This window comes from Pandoraea pneumonica, from assembly GCF_049918595.1.
GTDB classification, from domain to species: domain Bacteria; phylum Pseudomonadota; class Gammaproteobacteria; order Burkholderiales; family Burkholderiaceae; genus Pandoraea; species Pandoraea pneumonica_A.
Window position 1 is genome coordinate 570333 of sequence record NZ_JBNCRZ010000002.1, and the last position, 26751, is coordinate 597083.

The following is a 26751-nucleotide window of genomic DNA, read 5'->3' on the forward strand; positions in this document are numbered from 1 at the left end:
GGTACTCGACGCCGTCGATCTCACGCTCGCACCCGGAGAGCGGCTGGCCATCATCGGCCCCAATGGCGCAGGCAAGAGCACGCTCTTCGACGTGATCTCCGGGCGCACGCCGCCCGACCATGGCCGCGTCTTGCTAGGCGAGCGCGATGTCACCGGGCGTGCGCCTCACGTAATCAGTCGCCTGGGTTTGTCGCGAAGCTTCCAGACGTCGCAACTCTTCATGGACACGAGCGTCGTCGATCACCTGCGATGTGCGGCGCTGTGGCCCAGCGGACACCGCTATACGTTCTGGCGGCGCATGCGCGGGTTGCGCGACGTCACGGCGATCAGCGAGACGTGGCTGGCTCGCCTCGGTCTGGAGACTCGCCGCGATGATCCGGCCGGTGCACTGAGCTATGCCGAGCAGCGCGTGCTCGAAATCGGTTTATGTGCGGCCGCCGCCGGGCAGGTCATGTTGCTCGACGAGCCGACCGCCGGCATGAGTCAGTCCGAATCGGCTCGCGTGGTCGCGCTCATCGCCGAACTTAGCCGTGGGCGGTCGCTATTGATGATCGAGCACGATATGCGCGTCGTGTTCTCGCTCGCCGACCGCATCGCCGTGCTGGCGCGCGGCAAGATCATCGCGTGCGATATTCCGTCGAGAATTCGCGAACACCCGGATGTGCGCACCGCCTATCTTGGCGAGTTTGCGGATGCCCTTGGCACGGCGGCGGCCGCAGGAGGGCGCAATGCTTGATCTCGTCGACGTAACGGCCGGCTACGGCGGCGCTCGCGTGCTTAACGGTGTCACGTTACGGGTAGCACCGGGCGAGATCGTGGCCGTGCTGGGACGTAACGGCGCAGGACGATCCACACTCGCTCGCGCGATCATGGGGCAATTGCCACGGCAAGGCGACATTCGCTGGCAGGGCAAATCGCTCGTGTCGCTCGCGCCGCACGAGATCGCTCGGCTCGGCATCGGCTATGTACCGGAGACTCGGGACGTCTTCGGTCCGTTGACGGTGACGCAGAATTTGCTGCTGGGCCAGCGAGGCACGCGCACGGGCAGGCCATGGTGGTCGCGAGCGGCGCGGCGCGGCGAAGGACGGCCGGTGCGCGCATCGAGGCCCCGGGCGCTGACGCTCGAACAAGCGTTCGAGCGCTTCGAGGAACTCGCGCCGCGCCGCGACGCCCCGTCGGCGTCGCTCTCGGGGGGCGAGCAGCAATTGCTGTCGTTGTGCCGCGCATTGATGGCGGGCCCCGACCTGTTGATCGTCGACGAGCCGACCGAAGGGCTGGCGCCACGCGTGGTCGCGCGCATCGGGCGCATCCTGACTGAGCTGCGAGCGGCGGGCGTTGCGATCCTGCTTATTGAGCAAAAGCTGTCGCTTGCGCTGAGTTGCGCACAACGCGTGGCGGTGATGGGCCGCGGCGCACTGGTATTCGAAGGCACGCCGGGTGAACTGGCAGGCGCAGACGACATTCGTGCCGAATGGCTTGAGGTCTAGCTGCGCTAGAATCGAACGATCGTTCTGCCGCAGTCGACGCACTGACGGCACCCCCAACGGCACCAACAATAAGGAAAGAGACAACGATGAGCACGGCATATGAAGTCCGTGACGGCGTAGCCGTCATCACGCTGGAGAACCCCCCGGTCAACGGGCTGGGGCATGCGACGCGTAGCGGCATTGCCGAGGGCCTGGACAAGGCGCAGGCCGACGCGCAGGTGCGCGCCATCGTGCTGATCGGCAGTGGCAAGGCCTTCTCGGGCGGGGCGGATATTCGTGAATTCAATACGCCGAAGGCCACCCAAAGTCCGCTGCTCGTCGACGTGATCAACGCGCTGGATGCCTGCGCGAAACCGGTGGTGGCTGCCGTGCACGCGGTCGCCATGGGCGGCGGGTTGGAGCTCGCACTGGCGTGCCATTACCGTGTGGCGCTGCCGGGCGCGCAAATTGCGTTGCCAGAGGTCAAGCTGGGCCTATTGCCCGGTGCGGGTGGCACGCAGCGCCTGCCGCGCGCCATCGGCGTGACGCGGGCGCTCGATATGGTGGTGACCGGTAAGGTCGTGAAGTCGGAAGCGTTGGCAGGCTCGCTGTTTGCCAAGATGCTCGACGGTACGCACGACGATCTGCTGACGGGGGCGATTGCCTTTGCGAACGAGATCGCCGCCCGCGGCGAATCGCTGCCGCGTTTGCGCGACGTCGCGATCGACGATGCCGACGGTTCGGCGAAAACGGCCATCGAGGCAGCGCGCGAGAAAGTTCTGCGCGAGCAACCGCATTTCCCCGCGCCGCAAAAGTGCGTGGCGGCGGTTGAGGCGGCGCTGCTGCGTCCGTTCGACGACGGCGTGAAATTCGAGCGCGAATGCTTCGTGTCGCTTGTTACGTCGCCGGAATCGAAAGCGCTGCGGCATGCATTCCTTGGTGAACGTGCGGCGGCCAAAATTGCTGATGTGCCTGACGACACGCCGGTGCGCAACATCGAGCGCGTGGCCGTGATTGGCGCGGGCACGATGGGCAGCGGGATCGCCATGACGTTTGCCAATGCAGGCATTCCCGTGACGCTGGTCGACACCACGGACGCTGCCCTTGCACGCGGCTTCGACGCCATGCGGGGTAACTACGCACGTGCGGTGACGCGCGGCAAGATGGCCGCCGACGAAGCGCAGAAACGCCTCGCACGGATTCACGGCAGTTCCGACTTCAACAGCGTGGCAAACGCCGACCTGATTGTCGAAGCCGTCTTCGAAGACATGGCCATCAAGCAGGTCGTGTTCCGCGAGCTCGACAAGGTGGCGAAGTCGGGCGCGATTCTCGCGTCGAATACGTCGACGCTTGATCTTGATGCGCTCGCCGAAACCACGGGGCGCGCGCAAGACGTCATCGGCATGCATTTCTTCAGCCCGGCCAACGTCATGCGTCTGCTCGAAGTGGTGCGGGGTGCTCACACCGGCAAGGATGTGCTGGCCACGGTGATGAAGCTCGCCAAACGGATTGGCAAGCTCGCCGTGGTGGCCCGCGTGTGCGACGGCTTCATTGGCAACCGTATGCTCGAGCCGTATTTCAAGCAATCGCAGTGGATGGTCGAGCAGGGCGCATCGCCCGCGCAAATCGATGCCGCCATCGAGCGTTTCGGGTTTGCGATGGGGCCGTTCCGTACCAGCGATCTCGCAGGTAACGACGTGAGCTGGGCAATTCGCAAGCGCCGGCATGCCGAGCAGCCGGGGCTGGTGTATCCGAAAATTGCCGACGTGCTGTGTGAAGCCGGCCGCTATGGGCAGAAGACGCATGCCGGTTGGTACAACTATTCCGATGGCGATCGCACGCCGCACGAGTCGGCCGAGGTCGAGCGGATGATCGACGACTATCGCCGCGAACACGGCATCGTGCCGCACACGTTCACCGACGCAGAAATCGTCGACCGACTGGTTTATGCGCTGGTCAATGAGGGCGCGAAGGTATTGGCCGACGGCACGGCCGCCCGCGCGTCGGACATCGATATGGTGTATCTGAACGGCTACGGTTTCCCGCTGTGGCGAGGCGGACCGATGCTCTACGCCGATACGGTAGGTCTGGATAAGGTGTTGGCGAGCGTGCGCGAATTCGAAGCGGGTGCGCACGGCGAGGACTGGACGCCCGCAGCTCGCCTTGTCGAGTTGGCCGAGAGCGGTAAGCGCTTCAATGGCTGATGGACGCACGACGGCAGGAGTACGCAATGAAACCGATGGATGAAGTCTTGCTCGTGATCGACGTGCAATACGATTTCATGCCTGGCGGCGCGCTCGCGGTACCGCATGGCGACGAAGTCGTGCCGGTCATCAATGCGCTGGCGGGCGGTTTTTCGCATGTGGTGCTCACGCAGGACTGGCATCCGTCGGGGCATGTCTCGTTTGCAGAGAATCACCCCGGGCGGCAGCCGTTCGAGACGATCGCGCTGCCCTATGGCGAACAGGTGCTGTGGCCAGCGCATTGCGTGCAGGACACGCACGGTGCGGCTTTGCACGACGCGCTTCATATTCCGCAAGCACAGGCCATCTTCCGCAAGGGTTACCACACGAGTGTGGACAGCTATTCGGCGTTTTTGGAGGCCGATCGAAAGACGCCGACGGGACTCGCAGGCTATTTGCGCGACAAGGGCGTACGCAGAGTGCACTGCGTCGGGCTGGCAACCGACTTTTGCGTGGCTTGGAGTGCCCTCGACGCCAAAGCCGCGGGCTTCGACGTTTGTGTGATCGAGCAAGCCTGCCGTGCCATCGATCTCAACGGATCGCTGGCGAAGGCGTGGGCGTCGATGGCCGATGCTGGTGTCGCGCGCGAGTGAAGGCAAATCGATCGCCCCAGTGTCGTGCACGAACCGTGCTCGGCCGCGACAACGAATTTAACGAATCACCTAACCGGGGCGCAGCCGCTTTGCACGGCGTCTCAAGCTGACGAAATGATGGCCATGTTTTACCCGATGACTTACCGACACGACAGCCGCCATGGCGGCGCATACAGCGTTTCTTACCGGAGCCCGCGATGAGCCCCTTATCGATCCGCTCCGGCTTTATCGACCACCTCGGCATCGAGCTGCTACGTGCCGAGGATGGCGAATCCGAACTGCGCCTGAAGCTCGCACCCCAGCATTTGAACAGTTGGGAGGTGATGCATGGGGGCGTCACCATGGCGCTTCTCGACGTGGCGTTGAGTACTGCGAGCCGCAGTGCCGCCCCGGAGGGAAGCGGCGTGGTCACCATCGAAATGAAGACCAGCTTCATGCAACCTGGGTCGGGCGAGATGCGGGCTTTCGGCCGCGTGCTGCATCGCTCGACGACGATGGCATATTGCGAAGGCGAAGTGCGCGACGCCGACGGCAAGCTGGTGGCCAAGGCGATGGGCACTTTCAAATATCTGCGTCGATTGGCGGTGGGCCGCGAGGTTCGCCAACAACGACGTCCCGACGATCCGCAAGGCGACTAACCGGAGCGTATGTCATGACGATCAACCGCCAGATTTTGCTGGTCTCGCGTCCCAAGGGCGAGGCCACGCTGGACAACTTTCACCTTGCCGCGCCCGAACTGCCCGAACTGGGTGACGGGCAGGTGCTGGTGCGCAATTTCTACCTGTCACTGGATCCCTATATGCGCGGCCGCATGAACGACACCAAGTCGTATGCGCCGCCGCAGCCGCTCGACGCCGTGATGGTGGGCGCAACGGTCTGTGAGGTGATCGAGTCGCGTCATCCCGACTGGCAGCCCGGCGACGCCGTCACGGCGATGTTCGGCTGGCAGGAGTACGGCATTTCCGACGGCAGCGATCTGCGTCGCGTCGATGCGGCGCGCGTGCCGATGAGCGTGTATCTCGGCGCGGCCGGCATGCCGGGGGTAACGGCGTGGTACGGCTTGAACAAGATCATCGCGCCGAAGGCGGGCGAGACGGTGGCCGTGAGCGCAGCGTCGGGCGCGGTAGGCAGCGTCGTCGGTCAACTGGCCAAGCGCATGGGCTGCCGTGTCGTGGGCATCGCAGGCGGACCGCAAAAGTGCGCGTATGTCACCGAGACCCTAGGCTTCGATGCCTGTGTCGACTACAAAGCTGGCAATGTCTACGAGGCACTGCGCGCGGCGGCACCCGACGGTATCGACGGCTATTTCGAAAACGTGGGCGGTGCGGTGTTCGATGCCGTGCTGGGCAACATCAACGCCCATTCGCGCATCGCGTTGTGCGGAATGATCGCCGGGTATGACGGGCAGCCTGCGCCGCTGAAATACCCGGCCCTTTTGCTAACGAACCGTGTGCGGCTCGAGGGGTTCATCGTCACCGAGCATCTGGATATCTGGCCGCAGGCGCTCACGGAATTGACCGACGCCATCGCCGCGGGCGAATTGCACTATCGCGAAACGATGACGCAGGGGTTGGAGAGTGCGCCGGCGGCGTTCCTCGGATTGCTCAAGGGTGAGAACTTCGGCAAGCAGATCGTGCGATTGGTGTAACGGGCCGGTGCATCACGCAGATATCGCACGGGATTTTTCTCTAATTTATCCAGTACCCCTGAATTTCAGGGGGATTGCGCTTCGCGTCCTTTCCTTGGGGTGAGGCAGTTGGCACAATAGCGGGATTCCATCAGATAAGCCGCTCGAACGGCGCCCGCTATTGTGACCACCGCTGCCAACCCGTCTTCCGTCTCATCTGCCAAGGCCTTCGTTCCTGAAACCCGCTTTGGGAACTGGTTTCTCAAGACATACACCTGGCGTCATCACGTGTTGCGCGTCGCGATCGAGGACTTGTTGCAGTTGGCGCGTGGCACCGTGCCACACGCCCCGGTCGTGCTCGACGCCGGTTGCGGTCATGGGCAGTCGTTACCGCTCCTGCATCGCTATTTCGCACCGTCGCGTCTGATCGGAGTCGACTGCTTCGCGCCGGCACTCAACGATGCGCAGGCCCATGCGCGCCACGCTGGGGTGCCGGTCGAACTGCATTCGGGCGATTGTTCGGCGATCCCTTTGCCCGATGCCAGTTGCGACATCGTCTTTTGCCATCAAACCTTCCACCATCTCGTCTATCAGGAAGCCGCACTGGCCGAGTTCTATCGTGTGCTCAAACCAGGTGGTCTGCTGTGCTTTGCCGAGTCGACGGAAGCGTACATCCGGTCGTGGGTGATCCGGTTGCTGTTCCGTCATCCAATGCATGTTCAGCGTAGCGCAGCGGGCTACCTCGACATGATTCGCGCCGGTGGATTTACGTTCGAGCGCGAGAATGTTTCCTACCCGTACCTGTGGTGGAGCCGGGCGAAAGACTTTGGGCTGCTCGAACGCCTGAAGTTGCAGCGTCGCCGCGTGTTCGGCGAGCGCGAAGAGACGCTGGTGAACGTTGTCGCGAGAAAGCCGCTGGTTTAAACCGTCATCAGAGGCGCGCCAGGGTGAGCGCGCCGTACGTGCCGCCAAAGCCGAACGTATTGACTAAGGCGCTGCGGGTCGCAGCGTCACGACTCTCTCGCCAAATCGGATAAGCGGCGGCTTCCGGGGGCAGGCGCTCGATGTTGGCTGCACCGGGGACGAAGCCCTCGTGCATCGCCCAGATGGCGCAGGCAATCTGCATCGCACCCGCCGCGGCGACCGTGTGTCCGGTGATGCCTTTGATCGACGTGATGGCGGGTAACTCGGAGACACCGCCGAACGCGTCGGCCAATGCCGCTAACTCCGCCGTGTCGCCCTCGATCGAACCATTGGCGTGCGCACTGATAACACCGGGTGGCGATGCGAGACCCTGGCAGGCGGCTTTGACGACACTGCTCATGGTGGCGATGTCGACACCGAAGGCGCGCGACGCACACGTGGCGGCGCCAACCCCGGTGATTTCCGCCAGCGGCCGCGCGCCGCGCGCCTCGGCATGCGCGAGGGTTTCCAGCACGAGGATCGCCGCCCCGCCCCCGAGCACAAAGCCGTCGCGTTCGGCGTCGAACGGCCGCGACGCCCTGTCCGGCGTCGCATTGTGCGCACGGGAGAGTACCCCCATCGCATCGAAACACATCGCCGCGCCCCAGGGTGCCTCTTCGCTGCCGCCCGCGAGCATCACGTCCTGTCTTCCAAGTCGCAGCAAATCGACGGCGTGTCCGACACAGTGAATCGACGTCGAGCAGGCCGACGAAATGGCATATCCCACGCCGCGCAGATCGAACAGGGCGGACAGCGCGGCCTGCGCCGTGCTCGACATGGCGCGTGGCACAACGTAAGGCAATACCCGTGACGCGCCGCTCTCTCGCGCCACGTCCAACGCGTCTTCGAAGTCTTTCATCGCCCCGGTGCCCGAGCCGACAACAACACCGCATCGTCCATTGCTCAGCGTCGCGGCGTCCAGTCCAGCGTCTGCCACCGCGCGCAGGGCGGCATGGCTGGCATACAGCGCCGTGTCGCCCATGAAGCGCCGCAGCTTGCGCGGCAACGCCGTGTCGTCGAGCGACCCGGCGTGCGGTCGTCCTGTGATTGTGCTGCGCAAGTCGTGCGCGACATAATCGGGAGCCTCATGCACGCCGCTCTTCTGCCGACGCAACGCGTCGAGCACGGTTTCGCGCGAGTGACCGGCAGCCGAGACCATGCCGAGGCCAGTCACGACCACGCGGGCCAATCCGTCGGGGCGATGAAAGCGAGACATCAGAGGCGGCGCAGTTCTGCGTTGATGTCGCGGATCAGGGTGTCGACCCAACGGTTGTAGTTGGGGTGGATCATCGGCGTGTTGGCAGGCACCGCATTGTTATTGAAGTCGTCGCGGCGCGGCGAATTGTTCAAGCCATTCGAGAGCCCGTATTCGAGATTGGTGCTGTCGCGGTAGGACACCGAATACGTCGTTTCGCTGTACTTGATCGTCACCGACGCGTAGTGCTTGTTGCGCACGTTGATCGACGCGACGAGTTCTCCCGGGCCTTGCCGTGTGGCTACCCAGTCGTGACCTGCCGCGCCGCGCGTGATGGCATCACGGATCTCGTCGAGCGACAGCGTCTTGCCGCTGCCCGTGACGATCGGCATGTTGTCGTGCGCCACGATCGGCACGGCCGGGCGGGCGGCGTGAGCGGCAGGGGCGAGCATCGCGGTCAGGGTGACGGCGAGCGAGGCGGCGAGCAGGCGTCGACGAGTCTGCATAGTTTCTCCATTGGGTTGGTGAGCGACGTCGTGTGGCACTGCGCCGGAGAGTTCCCGCGAGCGCCACGCGTTGTCATTACGTTACTGACTTGCTATGAAATCCACCACGATCAATCGACAAATCGCTGAAAGATCAGCGACGTGTTGATGCCACCGAAGGCGAAGTTATTGCTCATGATTCGCTGGGTTTCCAGTGGGCGACCATCGGCCCCTGCGATGTGGTCGAGGGCGGCGCAGGCGGGGTCGGGCGAATCGAGATTGAGCGTGCCGGCGAACCAGTTGCGACGCATCATCTCGATGGCCCACCAAGCCTCGATCGCGCCGCATGCGCCAAGGGTATGGCCGAGGTAGCTCTTCATCGCACTGACTGGCACGCTGCTGCCAAAGAGGCTGGCCGTCGCTTCGCTCTCGGCGATATCTCCCCGGTCCGTTGCCGTGCCGTGCGCACTGATGTAGTCGATGGCCTGCGGCGTCAGGCCAGCGTCGTCGAGCGCCAGTTGCATGGCGCGCGCCATGGTGGCCGCGGTCGGTTGCGTGACGTGATTGCCGTCGGTATTGCATCCGAACCCGACAATTTCCGCGAGAATCGTGGCACCGCGCGCTTGTGCATGCTCGAGCGATTCGAGCACCAGCGTGGCCGCGCCTTCGCCCACCACGAGACCGTCGCGTGCGGCGTCGAATGGCCGGGGCGTGAGTTTCGGCTCGTCGTTGCGCGTGCTGGTTGCGTAGAGCGTGTCGAACACGGCGCTGCCCGGCCCGGACAACTCCTCGGCCCCTCCCGCGAGCATCACTTTGGTACGACCGAAGCGAATGGCCTCGTACGCGTAGCCGATGGCCTGACTCCCCGAGGTGCATGCGCTCGACGTGGGAATGATGCGGCCTTGCAGTCCGAAGTGCACGCCGATGTTGACGGCGGTGGTGTGCGGCATCATCTGAATGTAGCTCGTCGACGTGACGCCCGCCATCGAGCCAGTCTCCACCATCACGCCAAACGCCTGAATCGGCGCAATGCTGCCGGATGACGATCCGTAAGCCACCCCGATATCGCCAGGATCGCCCGCCGTCACGTCGAGCCCGGCATGCGCGAGCGCGTGTTCCGTTGCCCGCAGCGCGAGTTGGGCGACGCGGCCCATGGAGCGCAATTGCTTGCGCGGCCAATGGGGCGGCGGTGCGAAGTCTTCGACGGGGCAGGCAAGCCGTCCGTTGAGCATTTCGAAGTAGTCCCACTCGGGCATGCGGCGCACGGCGTTTCGGCCGCCGCGCAGCGCATTTTCGATGTCTTCCCAGCGGCTGCCCAACGCGGTGATACCGCCGTATCCGGTCACAACGACGCGCGTCATTAGATGATCCCTCCATTCACACCGATCACTTGACGGGTCACGTAGCTCGCGCCGTCCGACATCAGGAACGACACGACATGGGCCACTTCGTCGGGCGTGCCGACGCGGTTCATCGGCACCATGCGCAAGGCTTCATCGAGGGCGACGCCTTCGAGCATGCCGGTGTCTACCAAACCCGGTGCGACGCAGTTCACGGTGATCCGGCGCGAAGCGAGTTCGGCCGCGAGCGCTTTGGTGGCGCCGATCAGGCCCGCCTTGGCCGCGCTGTAATTCACCTGACCGCGATTGCCCATGACACCGGAGACGGACGCCACGGTGACAATACGTCCGCCGGCACGCAGGCGAACCATCGGCATGCTGAGCGGGTGAACGACGTTGAAGAAGCCATCGAGGCTCGTGTCGAGCACGCTGTCCCAATCGTCGTCGGACAGGGCAGGGAACGCGTTATCGCGCGTGATACCCGCGCCGCAAACGATGCCGTAATAGGCCCCGTGTTCGGCCACATCGGCTTCGAGCATGTCGCGGCACGTCTGCCGGTCGCGCACGTCGAATTGCACGAGATGCGCGGTGCCACCTGCTGCGCGAATGTCGGCCACGGTGGCTTCACCGGGGGCGACCTGTTCGCGGCAATGGACGGTGACGGCAAAGCCGTCCTGAGCGAGACGCAGGGCAATTGCCCGCCCGATGCCCCGGCTGCTGCCGGTGACGAGAACGCGTCGGGTCATGATAGGTGCTCCAACAAAAATGCAGAAAAATCGGTCGGCTGGTGAACTTTGATCGTGGCGTTGGCAACGGCCTGGCCGTCGATGTCCACGCGGCAGTCGTAGGCGCCGTTGCCAGTGTCGTCGCGCAGCACGCAGGCCGCGCGTACCAGAACGGTCACGCCGGCGCGCAGCGACGCGACACTCGCTTCGAGCCGACGCGTGCCGAGCAGCACGCCGGGTGCCGGTGGCAGGCCGCTGCTACGGCGCGTGAGCGCTTCGTGGGCGGCAATCGCCTGCGCCATGAGTTCGATCACGATGTGAACGGGCATATTGCCGTGCGCGTCGGCGTACCACGCGTGTGCATCGGGCGTCGCTTCAACGCAGATCGACTCCGCGTCGTATTCGCAGACGGCGTCGATCAGCAGCATGGGCGGCCGATGCGGCAGCAAGGTCTCGATGGGGGGCCATGGTGTCGGCGTCGTCATTGCAGCGCCTCCGCACGCGAGAGAATCACGCTGGCGTTATTGCCGCCGAATGCGTAGGCGTTCGTCATCACATGACAAGGCAGGCGGCCAAGCGTGGTGCCGACAGGGGCGAGCCGCAACGGGCTGAGCGCCGGATCGGTGGCACCGTCCCAGAGATGCGGCGGCAACCGGCCGTCGCCCTCCAACGTGAGCCAGCAAATACCGATACCTGTGGCGCCTGCGGCGCCGAGCAAGTGGCCTGTCATGGGTTTCGTGCCGCTGACCCATGGGGACGATTCGAAGCAGGTCGACGTCGCGAGGCTTTCCATAGCGTCGTTCTTCGGGGTGCCCGTCGCATGCAGATGCACATAGTCGATTTGCGAGGGGGCGAGACCGGCGTCGTGCAATGCGGCACGCATCGCGGCGATGGCGCCGCCGCCGTCAGGCGCGGGGGCCGATATGTGATGCGCATCGCTCGAGTCGCCCATGCCGGAAAAGACGATGTTCCCGGGCGTGCGCGACATCAGGCAGAGCATCGCGCCCTCGCCGATGTTGATGCCGTCGCGATGTTGGCTCATCGGGCGCGACAGACCTTGCGAGAGCGATTCGAGTGCACCGAACCCGCCGAGCGTGAGCGCGCACAGGGCGTCTGCGCCGCCCGTCACCACGGCATCGCACACGCCGCTATCGATGAGGCGGCGTGCCGCACCGAACGCCTTCGCGCTCGATGTGCAGGCCGTCGAAATGGCATAGGCAGGGCCGTGAATACCCAGCAATTCGGCGACGAAATGCGCCGGTGCGCCGAGTGCCTGCTGCGCGTAGTGATAGTGGTCGGGCAACGCGCTGTCGGCGGCGAGCGAGCGCAATGCCGCTTCGCCCTCTGCGATACCGGAGGTGCTCGTGCCGATCACGACGCCGATACGCGTCGCCCCGTGGCGTTGAATATGTTGTGCCAGCACGGCGCGCAAGGGTTCGGCGGCCGCCATCAGAAACCGGTTGTTGCGGCAGTCGTAGCGCTTCAACTTCGGGGGCAGCGAAGGGAGTTCATGATCGGCCAGGCGCACTGCACCGACGACGGGGGCAGCGATCGTCCCGGCGGCGTGCCAGCGGTCGTGCGCCTGCATGCCCGACGTGTCGCCGGCAAACAGACGCTCGGCGATACTGGGCAGGTCGTGGCCCAGCGCATTGATCATGCCGAGCGCGTGAAGATAGACAGGGGGTTTCATGAACGCAATTCCGGAAAGCGCAGGCTGTAGGGCGCGAGCAATAAGGCGAGCGCGATGCCGATGGTCAACGTCAGGCCGAAGGCTTGCAGGCTCGGCATGCCGCTGAACGCGAGCAGCCCGAACGACAGCAGCGTGGTGGCTGCGGACATCAGCGTGCCGGCCACGGCAATCGCCGCCATTTGTTCGTCGTCACCGGCGCGCAGTTCGCCTTCGCGCAAAAAGATCGCGTAGTTCACGCCGACACCCAGCACGAGCATCAAGCCCATTTGTGCGAATAACGTGAGCGGCAAGCCCAGGTAGCCGAATGTGGCGAAGACGGCGGCTGCCGCAAGCAGCGTGGGCATGATCGTGGCAATGGCGCCGGGCCACCCGTAACGACGGGCGAGCAGAACCGCCACGACCGCCAGGGCTGCCGCGAACCACAAGCCGCTCGCATGCCGATAGCGCGCGAACAGGCTGGAAATGGAGGCCGCTTTGTCGACATAGGTCACGCCGGGCAAATCGGCTGCCACCTGCGCGGCTGCCGCACTGTCACGCAGACCCTGTGGGCGCACGAGGCTGGCAAAGCCGGGGGCGTTTGCCGAACCACCTTGCGGCGCGACGGCGTTGTCGGTTTGCCCGATCCAAAGCATGCGGTACGGTGTCGAGCCGGGCCACGCGAGCCAGTCGCCGATGCGAAGCGGCGGCGTGTCGCTCTCCGTGGCAAAAGCGCTCGCGTATTGCTTTGCGAAGTCGGCTCGGAACCCGGCGCGGGTCATGGCTGCGGCCAGCCCATCGGGCGAGTCGAAACGGGCCGCACCGAACAACGCGCGATTATCGAGCTGCCGCTGCACGGAAGGGACGAACTGGGACACCCCCGTCCAGCCGGTGAACGGCGCATCCTTGCCTGTTGCCGCCTGATCGAGGCGTGCGCCAAGCTGCTCTTCGCGGCGCAACAAGGCTTCCTCGCTGTCGGCCTGCACCAGCCAGAACTGCGTCGCGCCGTCGATGCCGGTCACACGCGAGATCGCTTGCTCCTGCGCTACCAGCGCCGGCTCACGCGAAATCAGACGGCGGATGTCGTCGTCGACGCCGAGTCGCCACCAGCCGGGCAGGCACGCCAGCAAGATCAGGCATCCGATAACGGTGCCCTGACGGCCAGCAAGTGCCGCACCCCAGACCCGAAGCCAACGGTGTGCCAAACGAATCACCGGCGCGCGAAGGGGCGGCACCTCCCGTGGGAGGAAAGCGGGCAATGCCCAGACGACGAAGACATACGACGAGAGCAGCCCGGCGAGCGCGAAGACCGCGATCTGGCGCAATGCGGGGAACGGCACCGCACCGAGAATGGCGTAACCCAGCACGCTGGTCGCGAGCGCGATGTGCAAGGCCGGACGAATGACGGGAAGGGTTCGCTGCGCGTCGTCGCGTGTCTGCCCCCCTACGCCGACAAAATACTGAATGGCGTAGTCGACCGTCTCGCCGATCAGGGCCGCACCGAAGACGAGGGTGAGCAGATGCAACTCACCGAAGATCACCAGCGTGGCGACCGCCGCGCACAGCGTGCCGAAGGCGACGGTGGCAAGCCCCATGGCGAGCAGGCGGCCCGAACGGAAGGCCCAGAGCGTGAGTAACGCAATACCCAGCGTCGCCACGATACCGATCCGGTGCAATTCCCGCTCGGCTTGCGCTCTCGCGCTCGCGGCGTGAAAGACGGCGCCACTGCGCAGCATCTCCAGACCGGGGGTTGCGTCGACGATCTGCGATTGCGCCGACGCGAAGAAGCGAATGACACGTTGCTGCACGTTGCTGTCGAAGGCGGCGCCCCGCGTTTGCAGCAGCACGAGCACCCAGGTCTTATCGTCGTGACGGGCACTGAGCCAGCCAGCGTCGGGCAGCATGCGAAGCTGGCCGAAGGGCAGGCGCATGAGCCAGCGGTCGAGCCAGCCGAAGGGGTCGTCGGCGGCGTCGGTCAAGCCAAACGGCGAGTTGGCCAGCGATAGTGACGATAGCGAAGATGACGGCGAAAGCGCTGACGGCGCGGCGGCATTAGCGGGATCGCGTCGAAGTTCGGCTTCCAGCACGGCACGGTCTTCCTGCGTGAGCAATTGGAAGCGGTGAGGCAGGTAGAAATTCGAGAGGAACGCGGGATCGAACGGCGGGATTTGGCCCTGCACGCTGGCGAACGCGTCATTCGCTCGCGCCAGCGCATCGAAACGTGCCGCCGCCGCGCGCGCCGCGCTGGCGTCCTTGGCACCGATCAACACCACCACGCGATCGCTCACGCTACCGGCGAGATGGTCGACGGCTTGCTCGGCCACGGGGTTGCGCTCCGTCGCTGGCAACAGCGAAAGCACGTTGGTCTGGAGCGGCAGATGGCGCACCGCAATCAGCCAGATGCCTAGCAGCACGAGGCCTGCAGTGAACGCGAAGGTGAGCGCGCGGCGAAGGGCGCGGGTACGTGGCGTCATTCGACCGTGCTTAGCAAACGTTGCTCATTGGCGTCGAGTGCATCGCTTGTGCGCACTTTCTCGAATTGCCAGCGAACCGACTCGCCGCGCCGAGTCTCGAGTAAGACGCCGCGCACGACGGTATCGCCGCTCAGCGTAAGACGCCGCATCGCCTGAGCGATCTGCGGCTGCGATGGCGTCAGCACGATCTGCCAGCGATTCACGGTGCCCGTGACGGCCACCGAAAATTGCGAAGCCAGCCCGCTGGTATCGCCATGCATGAACGCGTTAGTCCACTCGTTGATCTGTTGCGTGATCGCCGACGGTTGCGTGTCGAGCGACGTCACTTTGCCATCGGCATCGAGACGCGCGCTGCGCTGCGGCCCGTAGACATAGCTCTGCGGCTGAGGCGAACGCACTTGCCAGACGACGCCACGCTCGCGCACGAACACCAGTGAGCCTTGGGTAAGCGCGGGGGCCGTGAGCAAGGCCGACGTTCGCGTCTGTACAAAGTCGGCGTGCACGACGGGATAGGCACCGATTTGCGCCAGGATGCGCTTGAGCAATGCCAGATCGGCCGCCGTGGGTACTTGTGGCAAGGACGGCGCAGACTCGGCCGCCATGGCCGCAGGCGCCGTCGAAATGCCGACGCACGTCAGCACAACGGGGAGCAGGGCGCTTGCCACGTAATGGGTCAGGCGCTGGCCCATGCGGCCTCCAGCTTCTCGACCACCACGGGCGGACTCACGAATTGCAACTCGCCGTTGCGTGCGTCGACGGCGACTTGCACGGTGTACCCCTTGGTGATGCGCTCGTGGGTAGCGATATCGTGAATTTCGTAGGCAATACGCAACCGGTTCTCGTACTCGGTCAGCGAGGCGCTCACGCGCACACGCTGTCCGTATCGCGCCGGGCGTACGTACTTGAGATGGCATTCGACGACCGGCCACACGTAGCCGGACGCTTGCATTTGCGGATAGTCGTAATCGAAACGGCGCAACAACGCGCAACGAGCGAGTTCGAAGTATTTGACGTAATGCCCATGCCAAGCGACTTGCATCACGTCGACGTCATGGAACGGAATCTCGACATCGGCCGTGGCAACGAGCCACGGCGCTTTTTCCGGTCGGCGGCTCACGATATCAGTCGTCATGGGGCAGGTCGCCTCCCTCGGCAATCCATGCACGCACGGTGCGCAGTTCGTGTTCGAGCGCACGGTCTTCGTCGACGAACGGCGACTGCGCGGCGACGGTATCGAGCCACTGACGCAGCGTGTCGGGCAGCGCAGCGTCGCCGGGCGAGAGGCGTTCGCGCAGCTTCACCGCTTGCGCTACGGCGAGCGTGTGCGCGGCGGCCACTTGCTCGGTGAGCATCAGCACGCGCAGGCAATCGCGCGCGGCAATCGTCCCCATGCTGACCTTGTCCTGGTTATGCGACTCGGTCGAGCGCGAGAAGACACTGGCCGGCATGGTGTGCTTGAGCGCCTCGGCGGTCCACGCGGACGCACCGATTTGCACCGCCTTGAAGCCGTGGTTGATCGGCGCACGCGGCCCGGTGGCGCCGCTGAGATTGCGGGGCAGACCGTTGTTGAACTTGTCGTCCACGAGCAATGCCAACTGGCGATCCATCAAATCGGCGATGTTGGCGACGGCCGTTTTCAAGCTGTCCATCGCGAACGCGATATGCCCGCCATAGAAGTTGCCGCCGTGATGCACTTCGCCCGTGTCAGGGTCGATGAGCGGATTGTCGTTCGCGCTGTTGATCTCGTTTTCCACATCGCGACGTACCCAACTAAGCGCGTCGACGAGCACCCCGACCACATGCGGTGCGCATCGAAGCGAGTAGCGATCTTGAATGCGCGCTTCCGGCGGCTCGGTGCGTCCGGCCAAATCTTCGCGAATCCAACGCGCGGCGTCGCGTTGCCCTTCGTGCGGTTTCGCGTCGAAAAGCGTTGGGTGAAAGTGCGCGGCGCGGCCGTCGAGTGCCACGGTCGTGAGCGCCGTCAGGCGAGACGCCAGTCGCGCGAGAGAGCGGCTTCGCGCGAAAGCGAGGCTGGCCAGTGCCGTCATGACAGCCGTGCCGTTCATGAGCGCGAGGCCTTCCTTGGGCGCCAGCCGGATCGGTGCGCCGCCCGTGGCAGCCAGCGCCTCGGTGGCGGCGCAAAGGCGGCCGCGATACATGACGTCGCGCTCGCCAATGAGCGTGGCGGCCACGTAGGACAGCGGGGTGAGGTCGCCGCTGGCACCCACCGACCCTTCCGCTGGAATACGCGGCAGCACGTCGTGTGCGAGCAGATGCACGAGCGCTTCGAGCAATTCGGGGCGGACCGCCGAGTATCCCTGTGCGAGCGACGCCAGACGGCAAGCGAGCACGGCGCGCACGGCGTCGTCGTCGAGCCATTCCCCCATGCCGCAGCCGTGGTAACGCGTGAGTTGGGCGGGCAGGGCTTCGATGAGCGACATCGGCACGTCGACGACGCAGGCGTCGCCATAGCCGGTGGTCACGCCATAGACGGGGCGTCCGGCCGCGAGGTGCGCGTGCAGGGCATCGACGCCGCGACGAATGCGATCTTGCCAAGCGGGGTCGGTCGATAGACGTGCGCGGCGAGTGCGATGCGCCAGCGACAGAATGTCTTCGATCGTCAAACGCCCATGGCCGAACACCACGGCCGACGCGCTGGATTGGCTCGCGGCGTCGCCGGGCGAGCGGTCGGACACGGCGTGGCGTGCGGGATTGCCGACGCCGTCAACAGGGCCGGAGAGTGAAATCGGGAGTTCCATCATGACTGTGGCGACTTGCCTTGCCAGAAATCGAAAAAGTTGAACCACTGCGTCGGGTATTGCCGGCAGTAGTGCTCGAGCCGGCGCGCGTACTGCTCGGCGTAGTCACGCAATGCGGCTTCGCGTCTGGCGCGCGGCAATGCGATGGCGTCGGCGAACCGTTCGAAATACAGCCGGTACGACGCTTTGTCGCGCAGACAGAAGAGCAGATACACCGGACATTCGAGCAACGCAGCAAGAATGAACGGGCCTTGTGCAAAGGGGGCCGGCTCGCCGAAGAAGGGCACTTGCACCACGCGCCCACCGTCAGCGGACGGCACCCGATCACCGACGATGACGAGCCAGTCGCCACGGTCGATACGTTCGCGCAGCATGATCGCCGTGGCGGGGCCGATGTCGTCGACTTCGATCAGGTTTTGCGCGAAGTCCTGGTTCGACCCGGCCAGCATCGAACGGAAGCGCTGGGCGTGGCGGGTGTAGACGACCGCATGGATACGATCGATGCCCCGCGAACGGGCGAGTGCACGCGTCATCTCAAGATTGCCGAGATGCGAGCCGATGACGAGTGCGCCGCGAGCATCGTTGGCGGCGGCATCGAGCGTGGCATCGTCTTCCACCCGCACATGGCGCTCACCGAGCAAGCCACGCCACGCGGCGAACTTGTCGAGTGCGGCGTTGGCGAACGCGAGAAGATGCTGGAACGTGCGCCAGCGTGTCGGGGCCGTCCAGCCGAGCTCGGGGGCTGCCTTGCCGAGCCGCTGTTGGTAGTCGCGCGAAGCGGCGCAGGCCTGCGTGTCCTTCAGTGCGAAATAAGCCACCACGGGGACCAGGCAGGCGCGTGCCGCGCGCAGGCCGAAGCAGCGGCAGGCGAGCGCCAGCAAGCGCATGCCCAGCAAACTGCCGCGTTCGGGGCGGCGCCACCAAGCGAGTTCACCCGAGGCGTCAAGTGCCGCGGGCGAGGCAGGCGAGGCAGAGGATCGCGTCGCGGGTGCCGGGCGCAGCTTTCGCCACAACAGCATGGGAATGCGGGGCAACATGGCGCAAACGAGCCGCGTATGCATCCACGAAATGCCGACGTTGTCGCGGAACATCTGGAAGTGCGAGACGCCGTTGTCCGGATAGACCACACGCGTGCGCCGGTTTTGCACCGGCACCCCTCGCCAGTACAGACGCACCAGAATGTCCGTGTCGAACGCCATGCGCGGCGGCGGCCGATGCTTTGCCAACAAGGCGGCGGTGGCGGCCAGCGGGTACACGCGGAACCCGCACATCGAATCGACGATATCGAACGACAGCGTCTCGACCCACACCCAAAAGTGCGTGATGTAGCGGCCGTACAAACGGCCCTTGGGCACCGACGCGTCGTAACGCGGCGTTCCACAGATCACGGCATCACGGCGCTGTCGAGCGTCGTCGAGAAAGACGGGAACGTCTGCGAGATCGTGCTGACCGTCGGCATCGACTTGCAACGCGTGCGTATAGCCGAGCGCATGCGCGCGGCGCAGCCCGTGGGAGACAGCACCGCCTTTGCCGAGATTTTGGGGCAGGCGTTCCAGCGTCACCGTGCCGGGATGCTTGGCATGAATCGCGTCGAGCACGGCGCGCGTTGGTGCATCGCTGCCGTCGTCGACCAGCAGCACCGGCAGATTTTGCGCAAGTAACGCGTCGACGATGCGAGCGATATGCGCCGGGTGGTTGTAGACCGGAATCAGGACGCAAGGCGAAAAGTCGTCGTGCAAAACCGGGGGATCGAGGCGTGCGTTCATGGCGACACGTCTCCGGCAACGACCAGCGGCGCGGTATAGGCGAGATAACCTGTGGCGGCCATGCCTTTCGCCCCTTCATACGCGTAGTGCACACGCAAGCGGGCGGCATCGAATGTCAGCGTGAGATCGAATCGCGTCCCCGGCAACACGGGGGCCGAGAACTTCACTTGTTGCAACGTGCTCGGCGCGCTCACCCACGGACTCAGCATCGGATCGCGCGAAGCCTGTTCCGCAGCGAATCGCGTGGCCCAGTCGATCAGTACGACGCCAGGCAACAGGGGAAGTCCGGGGAAATGTCCCTCGAAATGCGCCAGCTCAGGGGGCACACGCAGCGACAGTACAACCTCGCGAGTGTTGCTTGCCGGGGCGTCGGCGCTGTCTGGGTTGTCGACATCGTTCAACCGAATACCCATCACCGACGGCAACCACGGCGACGCCGGTGCAAAGAGCGCGGCCACGTCGGCCGCGGTGCGCTTGCCTCGTTCATTCAGAGGCAGGGCATCGAGAAAACGCCAGCGTCTCGGGAGTACGGTCGCATCGAAGGACTCGGCGAGCGTGCTGCGCATGGCGGCACGCACCGCGCCCAGGGACTGCTCGCGCCAAGCGCGTCGGCCGTCGCGGTTCAGAACGATCGCCGCGGCAAGACGCCCGGCAATCACGACCGTGGCCACGTCGTCGACCCACGCGTGGCGCAAGAGCGCCGCTTCCACCGCAGGTAACGAGACGCGCTTGCCTTCGATTTTCACCGTGCGATCGAGCCGGCCGGTCATGGTGAACGACCCGTCGGGGTTCACGATGGCACCGTCGTCGGTCGGCCACCAATCTCCGTCGTTGACGCGCGGCGAACGGAGTTCCAGCGCGCCATGATCGGAGACGCGCACCGTCGTGTCGTCGAACGGCGTCCAATGCGACGTGCGGTCCTGTTGCCGCCACGCGATGCCGCCGGTCTCAGTGCTGCCGAAGACCTCGATGGGGGCGAAGGCATCGCTTGCCGACGCGTGTGCACGGGCAACGCGCATGAGATCGGCGCATTGCAGCGCGGCGTCTGTCGGCAGCGGGCCACCGGAGGAGAACGTGACCAGAGGGGCGTCGGGCCAGACACCGTCGCCGATCAGTGCCGGCCAGCGTGTCAGTTGGGCCGGGCCGGCAATCCAGACCACGGCAGGCCACGTCCGCCATGGATGGGCTTGCGACGGTTCGGCAAACGTGTGGCGGGCGAACGGAATGCCAGCGGCCAACGGCCACAGCACGCGAAACCACAGCCCGTAAATGTGATGACACGGCACGCTGGCGACCACCAACGCCTGTTGTAGCTGCGCGCCCCAATGCCGGTGAAGCGCCTGCACTTCGCCGTCGAGCTGTGCCAGCGTTTTCGTGATGGCCTTCGGCTCGCCGCTGCTGCCCGACGTGTAGATGATCAACTGACACGACGCGGGGAGCGTGTCGTGACGCTTCGTCGTCTCGTGGTCCGTCGAGATCGTCGCGGCGTCGCCGTATAGCGAATCGCCCGCCAATGTCTCGGTATCGATGACGGCGTCGAACGCGAAAGCAAGGTCGCGCCGCGTCTGTGGCAGTGCGTTGGGCAGCACGATGGGCGTTTTGACCGCCGCCCAAGCGGCGAAGAGCGCACAGCTCATCTCGAGCGGATCGTCCAGACACAACGCCAGCCGTTGTGCAGGACGGGCTGAAAATGCCGCTCGCAACGATTGAACCCGGGCATGCCACGCGAGCGTGGTCACGGTGGCGTCGTCTTTGGCGGCCGAGCGGCCGTCGACGCAAACGACGAGCGATGGCGTGCGCGGCCGTGCCAATATTTCGGCCAGTGGCGTGCAGTCGAGGGCTTGCCCGGAGACGGGACTTTCCAACGACGTATGTGCGAGGCGCTCGCCGATGTGACGCATGCTGCTCATGCCGAGGCCTCGGGATGTTGCGCGTTTGCGGCACTCACGTGGGCCTGCCTCGCGAGCATGCGGCGGCGCCAGAGCCATTCGGCGGCGAACAGCAAGCCGATCAGCACATAAGCGATGCCGCCGTTATAGAGCGACCAGATCTCGCGCGATGCCAAAAGGGCTGTGGCGAGCGCGACGGTGCCGTTGAAGACGAAGAAGCCGATCCATACGCGTGTGACCTTGCGCAGGTACGGCGTGGCGTCTGCGGGCAGATCGGGCTGATGCAGCCGCGCAATACGCTCGACCATGGGCATGGGCGAGCGCAACGACATGGCGAACGTCAGCCCCATCCCGGCGTTGACGGCCACCGGGTAGCAGCGCAGCAAGAATTCGCTGTTGCTGAGCGCCGTGGCGCACGCGAGCGCTGCCAGTCCACCGGCAACGGCCCATTCGACGGGCATGAGCAGCCGGTGCGACTTCAGATTGCGGCGGTAGCGAAGGTAGATCCCGACGAGCAGCAACAGCGCGAGATAGCGCGGCGCGAGCAGCGAGATCCCGGCGAGAATCAGCACCGGATAGGCGAGCGCCGCGATCACGGACTGCCAGCGCACCCGCGCCTGCGCAGCGTTCGGCAGCGGTGCTGCGGCATCGGCATGAAGTCGGGACATGCGCGCGGATTAGTCGTTGAGCAAGGTACGTACGGCGGACACCACGTCCTCGACGGTTCGCACGCTCTTGAATTCTTCGGGCTTGATGCGCTTGCCCGTCATGCGTTGCAACTGAATGGCCAGATCCACGGCATCGATGCTGTCGAGATCCAGTTCCTCGAACAGATGGGCTTGCAACGTGATGCGCTCGGGGGCGATCTCGAACGTGTCGTGCAGGATGGTGCGCAGACGCGACAGGATGTCGTCGTCGGACAGGGGTAACGTCAAAGTGCTCATCGCTAGGGCTCCTTACTGGGCGCAACCGCGTTCGCGCAACAACTGCGCCAGGGTGGCAACGCTGCGGAACTGCGCGCGCGCTGCCTCATCGTTCGCTTCGATCTGCAAGCCGAACCGCTTGCGCAGGGCAATGCCGAGCTCGAGCGCGTCGATGGAGTCCAGGCCGAGGCCGTCGCCGAATAAGGGAACGTCGTCGACGATGTCGTCCACGCCGATGTCTTCCAGTTCAAGTGCCTGGACGATCAATTGCTTGATCTCAAGTTCTAGAGAAGCCATGTTGAGAAATCTGATCGATAAAGAAATGTTCGGCGAGCGTGGTCAAACGTCTCGCTGCCAAAGGCATCTGCGTGCCATTCGTGTCGCCACCGGCGCCGCGTTGTGCTGGGATGACCGGCGTGGCGGTGCGGCTGCCGGGTGGCAGCGCAACGGCGGGGCTCAGGTCGGCATCCAGGACGCGTATGCGCAGGGTCGGCTGTGCGGCCGGTACGGAGTACCAGCGGTGCTGTTTGGTATAGGCGGGCGGGTCGCAGTCGATCAGCACAGGCACGATCGGACAGCCGTGGGCCAGCGAGATATGCGCGAAGCCGCGCGAGAACTTGCCTAGGCGTCCGCGCGACGGGCTGCGGGTGCCTTCGGGAAACACGATGAGCGGCACATTGTCGGCGAGCGCCGCTTCGCTGGCGCCGACGAGCGAGGGGCCACCGTCGTTGCGCAAGTAACCGGCCGAGCGCACGATGCCCGCGAAGAACGGGTTGCGCCAGTGGCGGCTCGTGACGATGCAGCACGCGCGCGGCATCAACGCGAGCAGCACCGCAACGTCGAGATACGACGGGTGGTTGGCGATGACGATGACGCGGCCCAGATGACGCAATTTGTCGGCGTTTTCGATCTCGAAACGCATCACGCCCAAGGCGCGACACACCGCGACCAGCGACGCGAAACAGCGATGCACCATGGCCATCGCGTAACGGCGACGGCGGCGCTCGGACACCGGCAGCAAGAGCAACGACGGAAAGACAATCAGCGAAAAGACGAGCCCGCCGATGGCAAAGCAAGACCAAAGCAGCAGCGATGCTGCGCGACGGCGTACCGATTCCCAGCGGCGGAGGCAGTTAGGCACACGCATGCTGCGTCTCCTCCTGCCATTCCCACTGCCAGTCATGACGCTCGCCGCGCCAAATGTCGCTGCCACCGTCCATCAGCGTTGTGAGCAGACTGCTGCTTTGCGAGCGAGACTCGGCGCAAGTGTCGCGCCCGACCGGCATGTGCATCGTGCACGTCAGGCGTGCACTCGCGTCCGACGCGATCAGAAACGCGAGGGCATTCGCGCTGTCGTCGGGTTGTCCTGCTGTCGGGCCGTAACAGGCGGGCGGGGCGTCGAAAGCGAAAATCACCAGCAACGGCGTGTCCGGGGTTTCGCGGTGCTGCGTCCAGGCGTCGAGCAGGGCGTAGCCGAGCGTGTCGTCGGCTGCCGCCACCGCGTTGATGGCAGAGCGGTCGTCGCGCGCAATGCTGAGCACACCTGGGGTGGCATTGAGTACCGACAAGCTAAAAGCGGTGGGCGACGGCGGCTCGCGCCGCACGAGCGCTTCCAGCATTTGCGTGGTTCGTTGAATTTCGCCGTGTTGGGATGCGTACACCACGCGGCAAGCGGGCGGCAGCGGGCCGCATGCGACGGCGGCCGACAGCGCAAGACGGGCGAGGGGGCTCAGCCGGCGGCGCAGCATGGGGTCGATGACGCCGACGTCCGGCTTGCCGGGCGCGGCTGCATCCAATTGACGGTAGGCCCAGCGGCGCACCGGCAGATTCCAGCGCGCAACGGGGCCCGCCAATGCGGCAGCCTCCGCAGCTTGCGCGGATATCGCCTGTCCCGGCGTGGGTTCCGCAATGCTGACTTCCCCCGAAGCCCATTGCGGCGCGCGACGCATCATTGGCGCGTCGATATTATCTGGCATGGCTAATTAGTGGAAATGAAGCGATTGCCGCTTTGCTATGCCACGCGCTATTTCCGTCTTATGCGTATTCTCGGCCGTTGTTCGCGACGGCCGGATATGGCGAGAAGGCCGACGCTGTGTCGCGCCGTGCTTTCCATAGCACCCCCGAAGTTTCGGCGTGCAATTATAGCCAAATGTAAGACGGTGAAATGTTTGTATCGCGAAGAATGTGGCGTTTTTGCAGGAAGGCGGAAAATGCCTACTGGACATATCCGCCGAACGTTGCTTGCTTGCGCAACAATGCGCGAAAAGCAGGATGCCACAACCCGCCTCGGGGAGATTCCCAATTTAAATGACCAAATTGAGAAACGTCTGAATTAGATCGGAATCCACGGCAGTGCGCCGTTAAATGCGGTGGGTGGCGGGGTGGGTGTCGACGGTGAAAGTAAAGTCTCGGCGATCGGATAACTCGTCAGGTGACTGGCCGGGTGTCACCGTCGCCTCAATCATGTCGATGCGGCCGTTGCGGTGATAACGCAACAGCGTCGTACAGCGGGTGCCGTAGGCAGGCGACGCAATGAAAGCGGCCGAGAGTGTTTTTTCCCACGGATGGGGCACGCCCGTTTCCGGCAGCGCGTCGTCGGGGGCTTCGGTGTTGTCCCGCATCAAACGCAGCAGCGTGGTGTCGTCCGCATTCGCGGCGAGCGCTGCGGATAGGGCGTCGCGCCGACTCACGAGCTTCGGCCAAGGGGTGTCAAGCAATGCGTTCGACAGACCATGAATGCCGGGCTCGATGGCGTGCGCGCCATGCCAATCCCGCTGATCTCGATTCCCCAGCCAGAACAACTTCCCAGCCGGCAAGTCTCCGGCAAGCAGATCGAAGCCTGCGTAGTCATGCGCATGCGTTTCCACGCGCGCGAGGTCCGCGTCGAATGGCGTGGCATCGAGCATGGCCGACACCAGCAGGCCGCGCGAGGGGGCGTCTTTGGGCGCCATGGGCGCACGGCCGTCACGAAAATTCGTCAGTGCAGCGAAGCGCCCAGCCCGGGTGATGCCCATCCATGTGCCGCCGCCGCGTAAGTCTCGTCCAGCCAGAACATCAGGGCGATCTTGCCACCAGCCCATCGACTCAGCAGGGCGCTCGAAGAACTCATCGCGATTGGCGAGCAGGACCAGCGGGGTATCGGCGTCAGGCTGCCACGAGAAGACGATCAGGCACATGGCGATGGCATATCCACGAAACACTCCACGTGACGATCACCGTCGATGAGTGAGGTCAGGCCGCATTGTGTTGCCATCTCGGGCAACGCCGCCACGAACGCCGGGGTTGCACCGTCGTAGCGCTCCATCCATGTTGTGGTGGCGGAAGAAGGCGCGTCGGCCCGTTCGTCGGCGCGCCGTTGCAGGCGTGCCGACACGCCGAAGCGAGACGTTACCAATGCAAAAAGGCGCGCGACGGCTTGAGCCGCCGCGGCCTCTTGTTCGGATGCGACGCGGTAATAGACGTAACAGTCCATTCAGGACGCTGCTGCTGCCGATCCAGACGTAGCAGGCGTTTCCGTCGGATCGAAGATCTCGTACGGCAACTCGGAGAATTGCAGCGCGGGGCCGTCGGCGGTGCCAAGACGTACATCGTTGGCTTCGCGGGCCGCGAGTTTCACCTCGACGAGGAGGTCGTAGCCGCCGTTCGGTGCCACGGCCGCTTGCACGACCACGCCGCACGGTTGATCCGGATCGCTCACTTCGACCAGTTCCTGCGCGGGCACCGGGGCGATGCTGCCTTCGGCCACGTGGGCCAGATGCAGACGCCGCTTGATGGTGCCGCGATACTGGCTGCGCGCGACGACTTCCTGCCCCGGATAGCAGCCCTTGCGGAAGCTCACGCCGCCCACGACTTCCCAATTCACCATTTGCGGCACGAATTGTTCTTGGGTCGCGCTCACGATGCTGGCCACGCCACTATGCACGTCGAGCCAAGCCGCGAGGGCCGGGTCGACCACGACGAGACCGGGCGATGCTTGCAGCGCTGCCCACACTTGTGCGGCCTGAGCGACCGGCACGCTCCAGAGATAACGGGGCAGCGAGCGCGCCGAACCGGCGTCGGGCAGGCGGATGAGCGTCGTCGGCGCATCGCCGAGCGTGCCGTGCGCCGCCGCCAGCGAAGCGCCGGGCAGCGTTGCGAATGTTTGGGCGAGTACGGCTTCCGCCGCCGGGCCACCCACCTGAAGCAGCACGTGCGTGGCGGTGGCATCGGTCAGCTTGGCCTTGGCGCGCAGCACAAACATCGACAGGCGCTTTTGCACCGCCGCCTGAACGTCGGCGGCACCGGCCAGATAGATCGTGGCGTCGGCGGTGGCGTCGCGCCACATCAGGAACGTGGCGAGCAACCGGCCCTTGGCTGAACAATAGCCCGTCAGCCGGGCTTGTGCAGGCTTGAGGCGTTCGACATCGTTGGTGAGTTGTCCGTGTAGAAAGCTCTCGGCATCGGCGCCCGTCACGGCGATGAGGCCCGTGTCGAGTGCCAGCGCGGCGAAGCTGCCCGATTGGAGCGCGGCAAACTGCGTGGCTCGCGCTTGCGCGTCGGAAGAGGATGCGGCTGCCGCTTGCGGCAGAAGTTCACGCCATTGGGAATTCATATACGGGAGTGCCTGTCTATCTTTGAGGGTTCGGCAAGTCAAAGTA

26 protein-coding genes and 1 pseudogene are annotated in these 26751 nt (G+C 64.9%); 7 read left to right on the top strand and 20 right to left on the bottom strand.

Features of this window, described 5'->3' with window-relative positions; all coding sequences use genetic code 11:
• Positions 1 to 10: 10 nt before the first annotated feature.
• From ACPWR9_RS09120 to ACPWR9_RS09150, 7 genes and pseudogenes are all read left to right on the top strand, one after another.
• A pseudogene (locus ACPWR9_RS09120) lies at positions 11 to 736 on the top strand (ABC transporter ATP-binding protein); the annotation flags it as partial.
• Entirely contained in the window at positions 729 to 1487 is a 759-nt protein-coding gene (locus ACPWR9_RS09125) for an ABC transporter ATP-binding protein (RefSeq protein ID WP_426297256.1), read from the top strand. The pseudogene ACPWR9_RS09120 and the gene ACPWR9_RS09125, both read left to right, overlap by 8 nt.
• A gap of 86 nt (positions 1488 to 1573) precedes the next feature.
• Positions 1574 to 3670, top strand: a complete 2097-nt coding sequence (locus tag ACPWR9_RS09130) for a 3-hydroxyacyl-CoA dehydrogenase NAD-binding domain-containing protein (protein WP_426297255.1) — start codon at positions 1574 to 1576, stop codon at positions 3668 to 3670.
• A 26-nt stretch (positions 3671 to 3696) separates the two neighbouring features.
• The gene (gene pncA, locus ACPWR9_RS09135; protein WP_426297254.1) at positions 3697 to 4302 is read left to right on the top strand and encodes a bifunctional nicotinamidase/pyrazinamidase; all 606 of its coding nucleotides are present in this window, start codon (positions 3697 to 3699) and stop codon (positions 4300 to 4302) included.
• 197 nt (positions 4303 to 4499) lie between these two features.
• The gene (locus ACPWR9_RS09140) at positions 4500 to 4940 is read left to right on the top strand and encodes a PaaI family thioesterase (RefSeq protein ID WP_426297253.1); all 441 of its coding nucleotides are present in this window, start codon (positions 4500 to 4502) and stop codon (positions 4938 to 4940) included.
• Positions 4941 to 4954: 14 nt separating this feature from the next.
• Positions 4955 to 5950 (top strand): NADP-dependent oxidoreductase, encoded by a 996-nt coding sequence (locus ACPWR9_RS09145; RefSeq protein WP_426297252.1) that lies wholly within the window; start codon positions 4955 to 4957, stop codon positions 5948 to 5950.
• Between the two features lie 162 nt (positions 5951 to 6112).
• The gene (locus ACPWR9_RS09150) at positions 6113 to 6853 is read left to right on the top strand and encodes a methyltransferase domain-containing protein (RefSeq protein ID WP_426297251.1); all 741 of its coding nucleotides are present in this window, start codon (positions 6113 to 6115) and stop codon (positions 6851 to 6853) included.
• A gap of 7 nt (positions 6854 to 6860) precedes the next feature.
• Here ACPWR9_RS09150 and ACPWR9_RS09155 read toward each other — a convergent pair whose 3' ends face one another.
• From ACPWR9_RS09155 to ACPWR9_RS09250, 20 genes are all read right to left on the bottom strand, one after another.
• Positions 6861 to 8108, bottom strand: coding sequence for a beta-ketoacyl-[acyl-carrier-protein] synthase family protein (locus ACPWR9_RS09155; protein ID WP_426297250.1), 1248 nt, complete (start codon positions 8106 to 8108; stop codon positions 6861 to 6863).
• The gene (locus ACPWR9_RS09160) at positions 8108 to 8593 is read right to left on the bottom strand and encodes a hypothetical protein (RefSeq protein ID WP_426297249.1); all 486 of its coding nucleotides are present in this window, start codon (positions 8591 to 8593) and stop codon (positions 8108 to 8110) included. The genes ACPWR9_RS09155 and ACPWR9_RS09160 overlap by 1 nt, the downstream gene beginning before the upstream one ends.
• Before the next feature lie 110 nt (positions 8594 to 8703).
• The gene (locus ACPWR9_RS09165; RefSeq protein ID WP_426297248.1) at positions 8704 to 9933 is read right to left on the bottom strand and encodes a beta-ketoacyl-ACP synthase; all 1230 of its coding nucleotides are present in this window, start codon (positions 9931 to 9933) and stop codon (positions 8704 to 8706) included.
• The gene (locus tag ACPWR9_RS09170) at positions 9933 to 10658 is read right to left on the bottom strand and encodes a 3-ketoacyl-ACP reductase FabG2 (protein WP_426297247.1); all 726 of its coding nucleotides are present in this window, start codon (positions 10656 to 10658) and stop codon (positions 9933 to 9935) included. The genes ACPWR9_RS09165 and ACPWR9_RS09170 overlap by 1 nt, the downstream gene beginning before the upstream one ends.
• Positions 10655 to 11122 carry a beta-hydroxyacyl-ACP dehydratase gene (locus ACPWR9_RS09175; protein ID WP_426297246.1) on the bottom strand — a complete coding sequence of 156 codons (468 nt, stop codon included), beginning with the start codon at positions 11120 to 11122 and terminating at the stop codon, positions 10655 to 10657. The genes ACPWR9_RS09170 and ACPWR9_RS09175 overlap by 4 nt, the downstream gene beginning before the upstream one ends.
• Entirely contained in the window at positions 11119 to 12327 is a 1209-nt protein-coding gene (locus ACPWR9_RS09180) for a beta-ketoacyl-ACP synthase (protein WP_426297245.1), read from the bottom strand. The genes ACPWR9_RS09175 and ACPWR9_RS09180 overlap by 4 nt, the downstream gene beginning before the upstream one ends.
• Complete coding sequence (locus tag ACPWR9_RS09185) at positions 12324 to 14777, bottom strand: MMPL family transporter (protein WP_426297244.1); 2454 nt, start codon at positions 14775 to 14777, stop codon at positions 12324 to 12326. The genes ACPWR9_RS09180 and ACPWR9_RS09185 overlap by 4 nt, the downstream gene beginning before the upstream one ends.
• Entirely contained in the window at positions 14774 to 15466 is a 693-nt protein-coding gene (locus ACPWR9_RS09190; RefSeq protein ID WP_426297243.1) for a LolA family protein, read from the bottom strand. Before ACPWR9_RS09190 ends, ACPWR9_RS09185 begins: the two co-directional genes overlap by 4 nt.
• The gene (locus ACPWR9_RS09195) at positions 15451 to 15909 is read right to left on the bottom strand and encodes an acyl-CoA thioesterase (RefSeq protein ID WP_426297242.1); all 459 of its coding nucleotides are present in this window, start codon (positions 15907 to 15909) and stop codon (positions 15451 to 15453) included. The genes ACPWR9_RS09190 and ACPWR9_RS09195 overlap by 16 nt, the downstream gene beginning before the upstream one ends.
• A complete protein-coding gene (locus ACPWR9_RS09200) occupies positions 15899 to 17539 on the bottom strand; it encodes an HAL/PAL/TAL family ammonia-lyase (protein ID WP_426297241.1) in 1641 nt (546 codons plus the stop codon). Before ACPWR9_RS09200 ends, ACPWR9_RS09195 begins: the two co-directional genes overlap by 11 nt.
• Entirely contained in the window at positions 17536 to 19302 is a 1767-nt protein-coding gene (locus tag ACPWR9_RS09205; RefSeq protein ID WP_426297240.1) for a glycosyltransferase family 2 protein, read from the bottom strand. The genes ACPWR9_RS09200 and ACPWR9_RS09205 overlap by 4 nt, the downstream gene beginning before the upstream one ends.
• Positions 19299 to 21212, bottom strand: a complete 1914-nt coding sequence (locus ACPWR9_RS09210) for an AMP-binding protein (protein ID WP_426297239.1) — start codon at positions 21210 to 21212, stop codon at positions 19299 to 19301. The genes ACPWR9_RS09205 and ACPWR9_RS09210 overlap by 4 nt, the downstream gene beginning before the upstream one ends.
• Positions 21209 to 21859 carry a hypothetical protein gene (locus ACPWR9_RS09215; protein ID WP_426297238.1) on the bottom strand — a complete coding sequence of 217 codons (651 nt, stop codon included), beginning with the start codon at positions 21857 to 21859 and terminating at the stop codon, positions 21209 to 21211. The genes ACPWR9_RS09210 and ACPWR9_RS09215 overlap by 4 nt, the downstream gene beginning before the upstream one ends.
• A 9-nt stretch (positions 21860 to 21868) precedes the next feature.
• Positions 21869 to 22114, bottom strand: a complete 246-nt coding sequence (locus ACPWR9_RS09220) for an acyl carrier protein (protein ID WP_426297991.1) — start codon at positions 22112 to 22114, stop codon at positions 21869 to 21871.
• 33 nt (positions 22115 to 22147) lie between these two features.
• Positions 22148 to 22411 carry a phosphopantetheine-binding protein gene (locus ACPWR9_RS09225; RefSeq protein ID WP_087687852.1) on the bottom strand — a complete coding sequence of 88 codons (264 nt, stop codon included), beginning with the start codon at positions 22409 to 22411 and terminating at the stop codon, positions 22148 to 22150.
• Positions 22392 to 23261: a lysophospholipid acyltransferase family protein gene (locus ACPWR9_RS09230; protein ID WP_426297237.1), complete on the bottom strand. Its 870-nt coding sequence runs from the start codon at positions 23259 to 23261 to the stop codon at positions 22392 to 22394. The genes ACPWR9_RS09225 and ACPWR9_RS09230 overlap by 20 nt, the downstream gene beginning before the upstream one ends.
• Entirely contained in the window at positions 23248 to 24090 is an 843-nt protein-coding gene (locus ACPWR9_RS09235; RefSeq protein WP_426297236.1) for a beta-ketoacyl synthase chain length factor, read from the bottom strand. The genes ACPWR9_RS09230 and ACPWR9_RS09235 overlap by 14 nt, the downstream gene beginning before the upstream one ends.
• Before the next feature lie 384 nt (positions 24091 to 24474).
• A complete protein-coding gene (locus tag ACPWR9_RS09240; RefSeq protein ID WP_426297235.1) occupies positions 24475 to 25290 on the bottom strand; it encodes an NRDE family protein in 816 nt (271 codons plus the stop codon).
• Positions 25281 to 25586, bottom strand: coding sequence for a DUF4936 family protein (locus ACPWR9_RS09245; protein WP_426297234.1), 306 nt, complete (start codon positions 25584 to 25586; stop codon positions 25281 to 25283). The genes ACPWR9_RS09240 and ACPWR9_RS09245 overlap by 10 nt, the downstream gene beginning before the upstream one ends.
• Positions 25587 to 26705, bottom strand: a complete 1119-nt coding sequence (locus tag ACPWR9_RS09250; protein ID WP_426297233.1) for a YgfZ/GcvT domain-containing protein — start codon at positions 26703 to 26705, stop codon at positions 25587 to 25589.
• Positions 26706 to 26751 lie beyond the last annotated feature (46 nt).

Excerpts from the sequence above, each read along its gene's own strand:
- ACPWR9_RS09125 (WP_426297256.1), top strand. The coding sequence starts at position 729 with ATGCTTGATCTCGTCGACGTAACGGCCGGCTACGGCGGCGCTCGCGTG.
- ACPWR9_RS09130 (WP_426297255.1), top strand. The coding sequence starts at position 1,574 with ATGAGCACGGCATATGAAGTCCGTGACGGCGTAGCCGTCATCACGCTG.
- pncA (WP_426297254.1), top strand. The coding sequence starts at position 3,697 with ATGAAACCGATGGATGAAGTCTTGCTCGTGATCGACGTGCAATACGAT.
- ACPWR9_RS09140 (WP_426297253.1), top strand. The coding sequence starts at position 4,500 with ATGAGCCCCTTATCGATCCGCTCCGGCTTTATCGACCACCTCGGCATC.
- ACPWR9_RS09145 (WP_426297252.1), top strand. The coding sequence starts at position 4,955 with ATGACGATCAACCGCCAGATTTTGCTGGTCTCGCGTCCCAAGGGCGAG.
- ACPWR9_RS09155 (WP_426297250.1), bottom strand. The coding sequence starts at position 8,108 with ATGTCTCGCTTTCATCGCCCCGACGGATTGGCCCGCGTGGTCGTGACT.
- ACPWR9_RS09160 (WP_426297249.1), bottom strand. The coding sequence starts at position 8,593 with ATGCAGACTCGTCGACGCCTGCTCGCCGCCTCGCTCGCCGTCACCCTG.
- ACPWR9_RS09165 (WP_426297248.1), bottom strand. The coding sequence starts at position 9,933 with ATGACGCGCGTCGTTGTGACCGGATACGGCGGTATCACCGCGTTGGGC.
- ACPWR9_RS09170 (WP_426297247.1), bottom strand. The coding sequence starts at position 10,658 with ATGACCCGACGCGTTCTCGTCACCGGCAGCAGCCGGGGCATCGGGCGG.
- ACPWR9_RS09175 (WP_426297246.1), bottom strand. The coding sequence starts at position 11,122 with ATGACGACGCCGACACCATGGCCCCCCATCGAGACCTTGCTGCCGCAT.
- ACPWR9_RS09180 (WP_426297245.1), bottom strand. The coding sequence starts at position 12,327 with ATGAAACCCCCTGTCTATCTTCACGCGCTCGGCATGATCAATGCGCTG.
- ACPWR9_RS09185 (WP_426297244.1), bottom strand. The coding sequence starts at position 14,777 with ATGACGCCACGTACCCGCGCCCTTCGCCGCGCGCTCACCTTCGCGTTC.
- ACPWR9_RS09190 (WP_426297243.1), bottom strand. The coding sequence starts at position 15,466 with ATGGGCCAGCGCCTGACCCATTACGTGGCAAGCGCCCTGCTCCCCGTT.
- ACPWR9_RS09195 (WP_426297242.1), bottom strand. The coding sequence starts at position 15,909 with ATGACGACTGATATCGTGAGCCGCCGACCGGAAAAAGCGCCGTGGCTC.
- ACPWR9_RS09200 (WP_426297241.1), bottom strand. The coding sequence starts at position 17,539 with ATGATGGAACTCCCGATTTCACTCTCCGGCCCTGTTGACGGCGTCGGC.
- ACPWR9_RS09205 (WP_426297240.1), bottom strand. The coding sequence starts at position 19,302 with ATGAACGCACGCCTCGATCCCCCGGTTTTGCACGACGACTTTTCGCCT.
- ACPWR9_RS09210 (WP_426297239.1), bottom strand. The coding sequence starts at position 21,212 with ATGAGCAGCATGCGTCACATCGGCGAGCGCCTCGCACATACGTCGTTG.
- ACPWR9_RS09215 (WP_426297238.1), bottom strand. The coding sequence starts at position 21,859 with ATGTCCCGACTTCATGCCGATGCCGCAGCACCGCTGCCGAACGCTGCG.
- ACPWR9_RS09225 (WP_087687852.1), bottom strand. The coding sequence starts at position 22,411 with ATGGCTTCTCTAGAACTTGAGATCAAGCAATTGATCGTCCAGGCACTT.
- ACPWR9_RS09230 (WP_426297237.1), bottom strand. The coding sequence starts at position 23,261 with ATGCGTGTGCCTAACTGCCTCCGCCGCTGGGAATCGGTACGCCGTCGC.
- ACPWR9_RS09235 (WP_426297236.1), bottom strand. The coding sequence starts at position 24,090 with ATGCCAGATAATATCGACGCGCCAATGATGCGTCGCGCGCCGCAATGG.
- ACPWR9_RS09240 (WP_426297235.1), bottom strand. The coding sequence starts at position 25,290 with ATGTGCCTGATCGTCTTCTCGTGGCAGCCTGACGCCGATACCCCGCTG.
- ACPWR9_RS09245 (WP_426297234.1), bottom strand. The coding sequence starts at position 25,586 with ATGGACTGTTACGTCTATTACCGCGTCGCATCCGAACAAGAGGCCGCG.
- ACPWR9_RS09250 (WP_426297233.1), bottom strand. The coding sequence starts at position 26,705 with ATGAATTCCCAATGGCGTGAACTTCTGCCGCAAGCGGCAGCCGCATCC.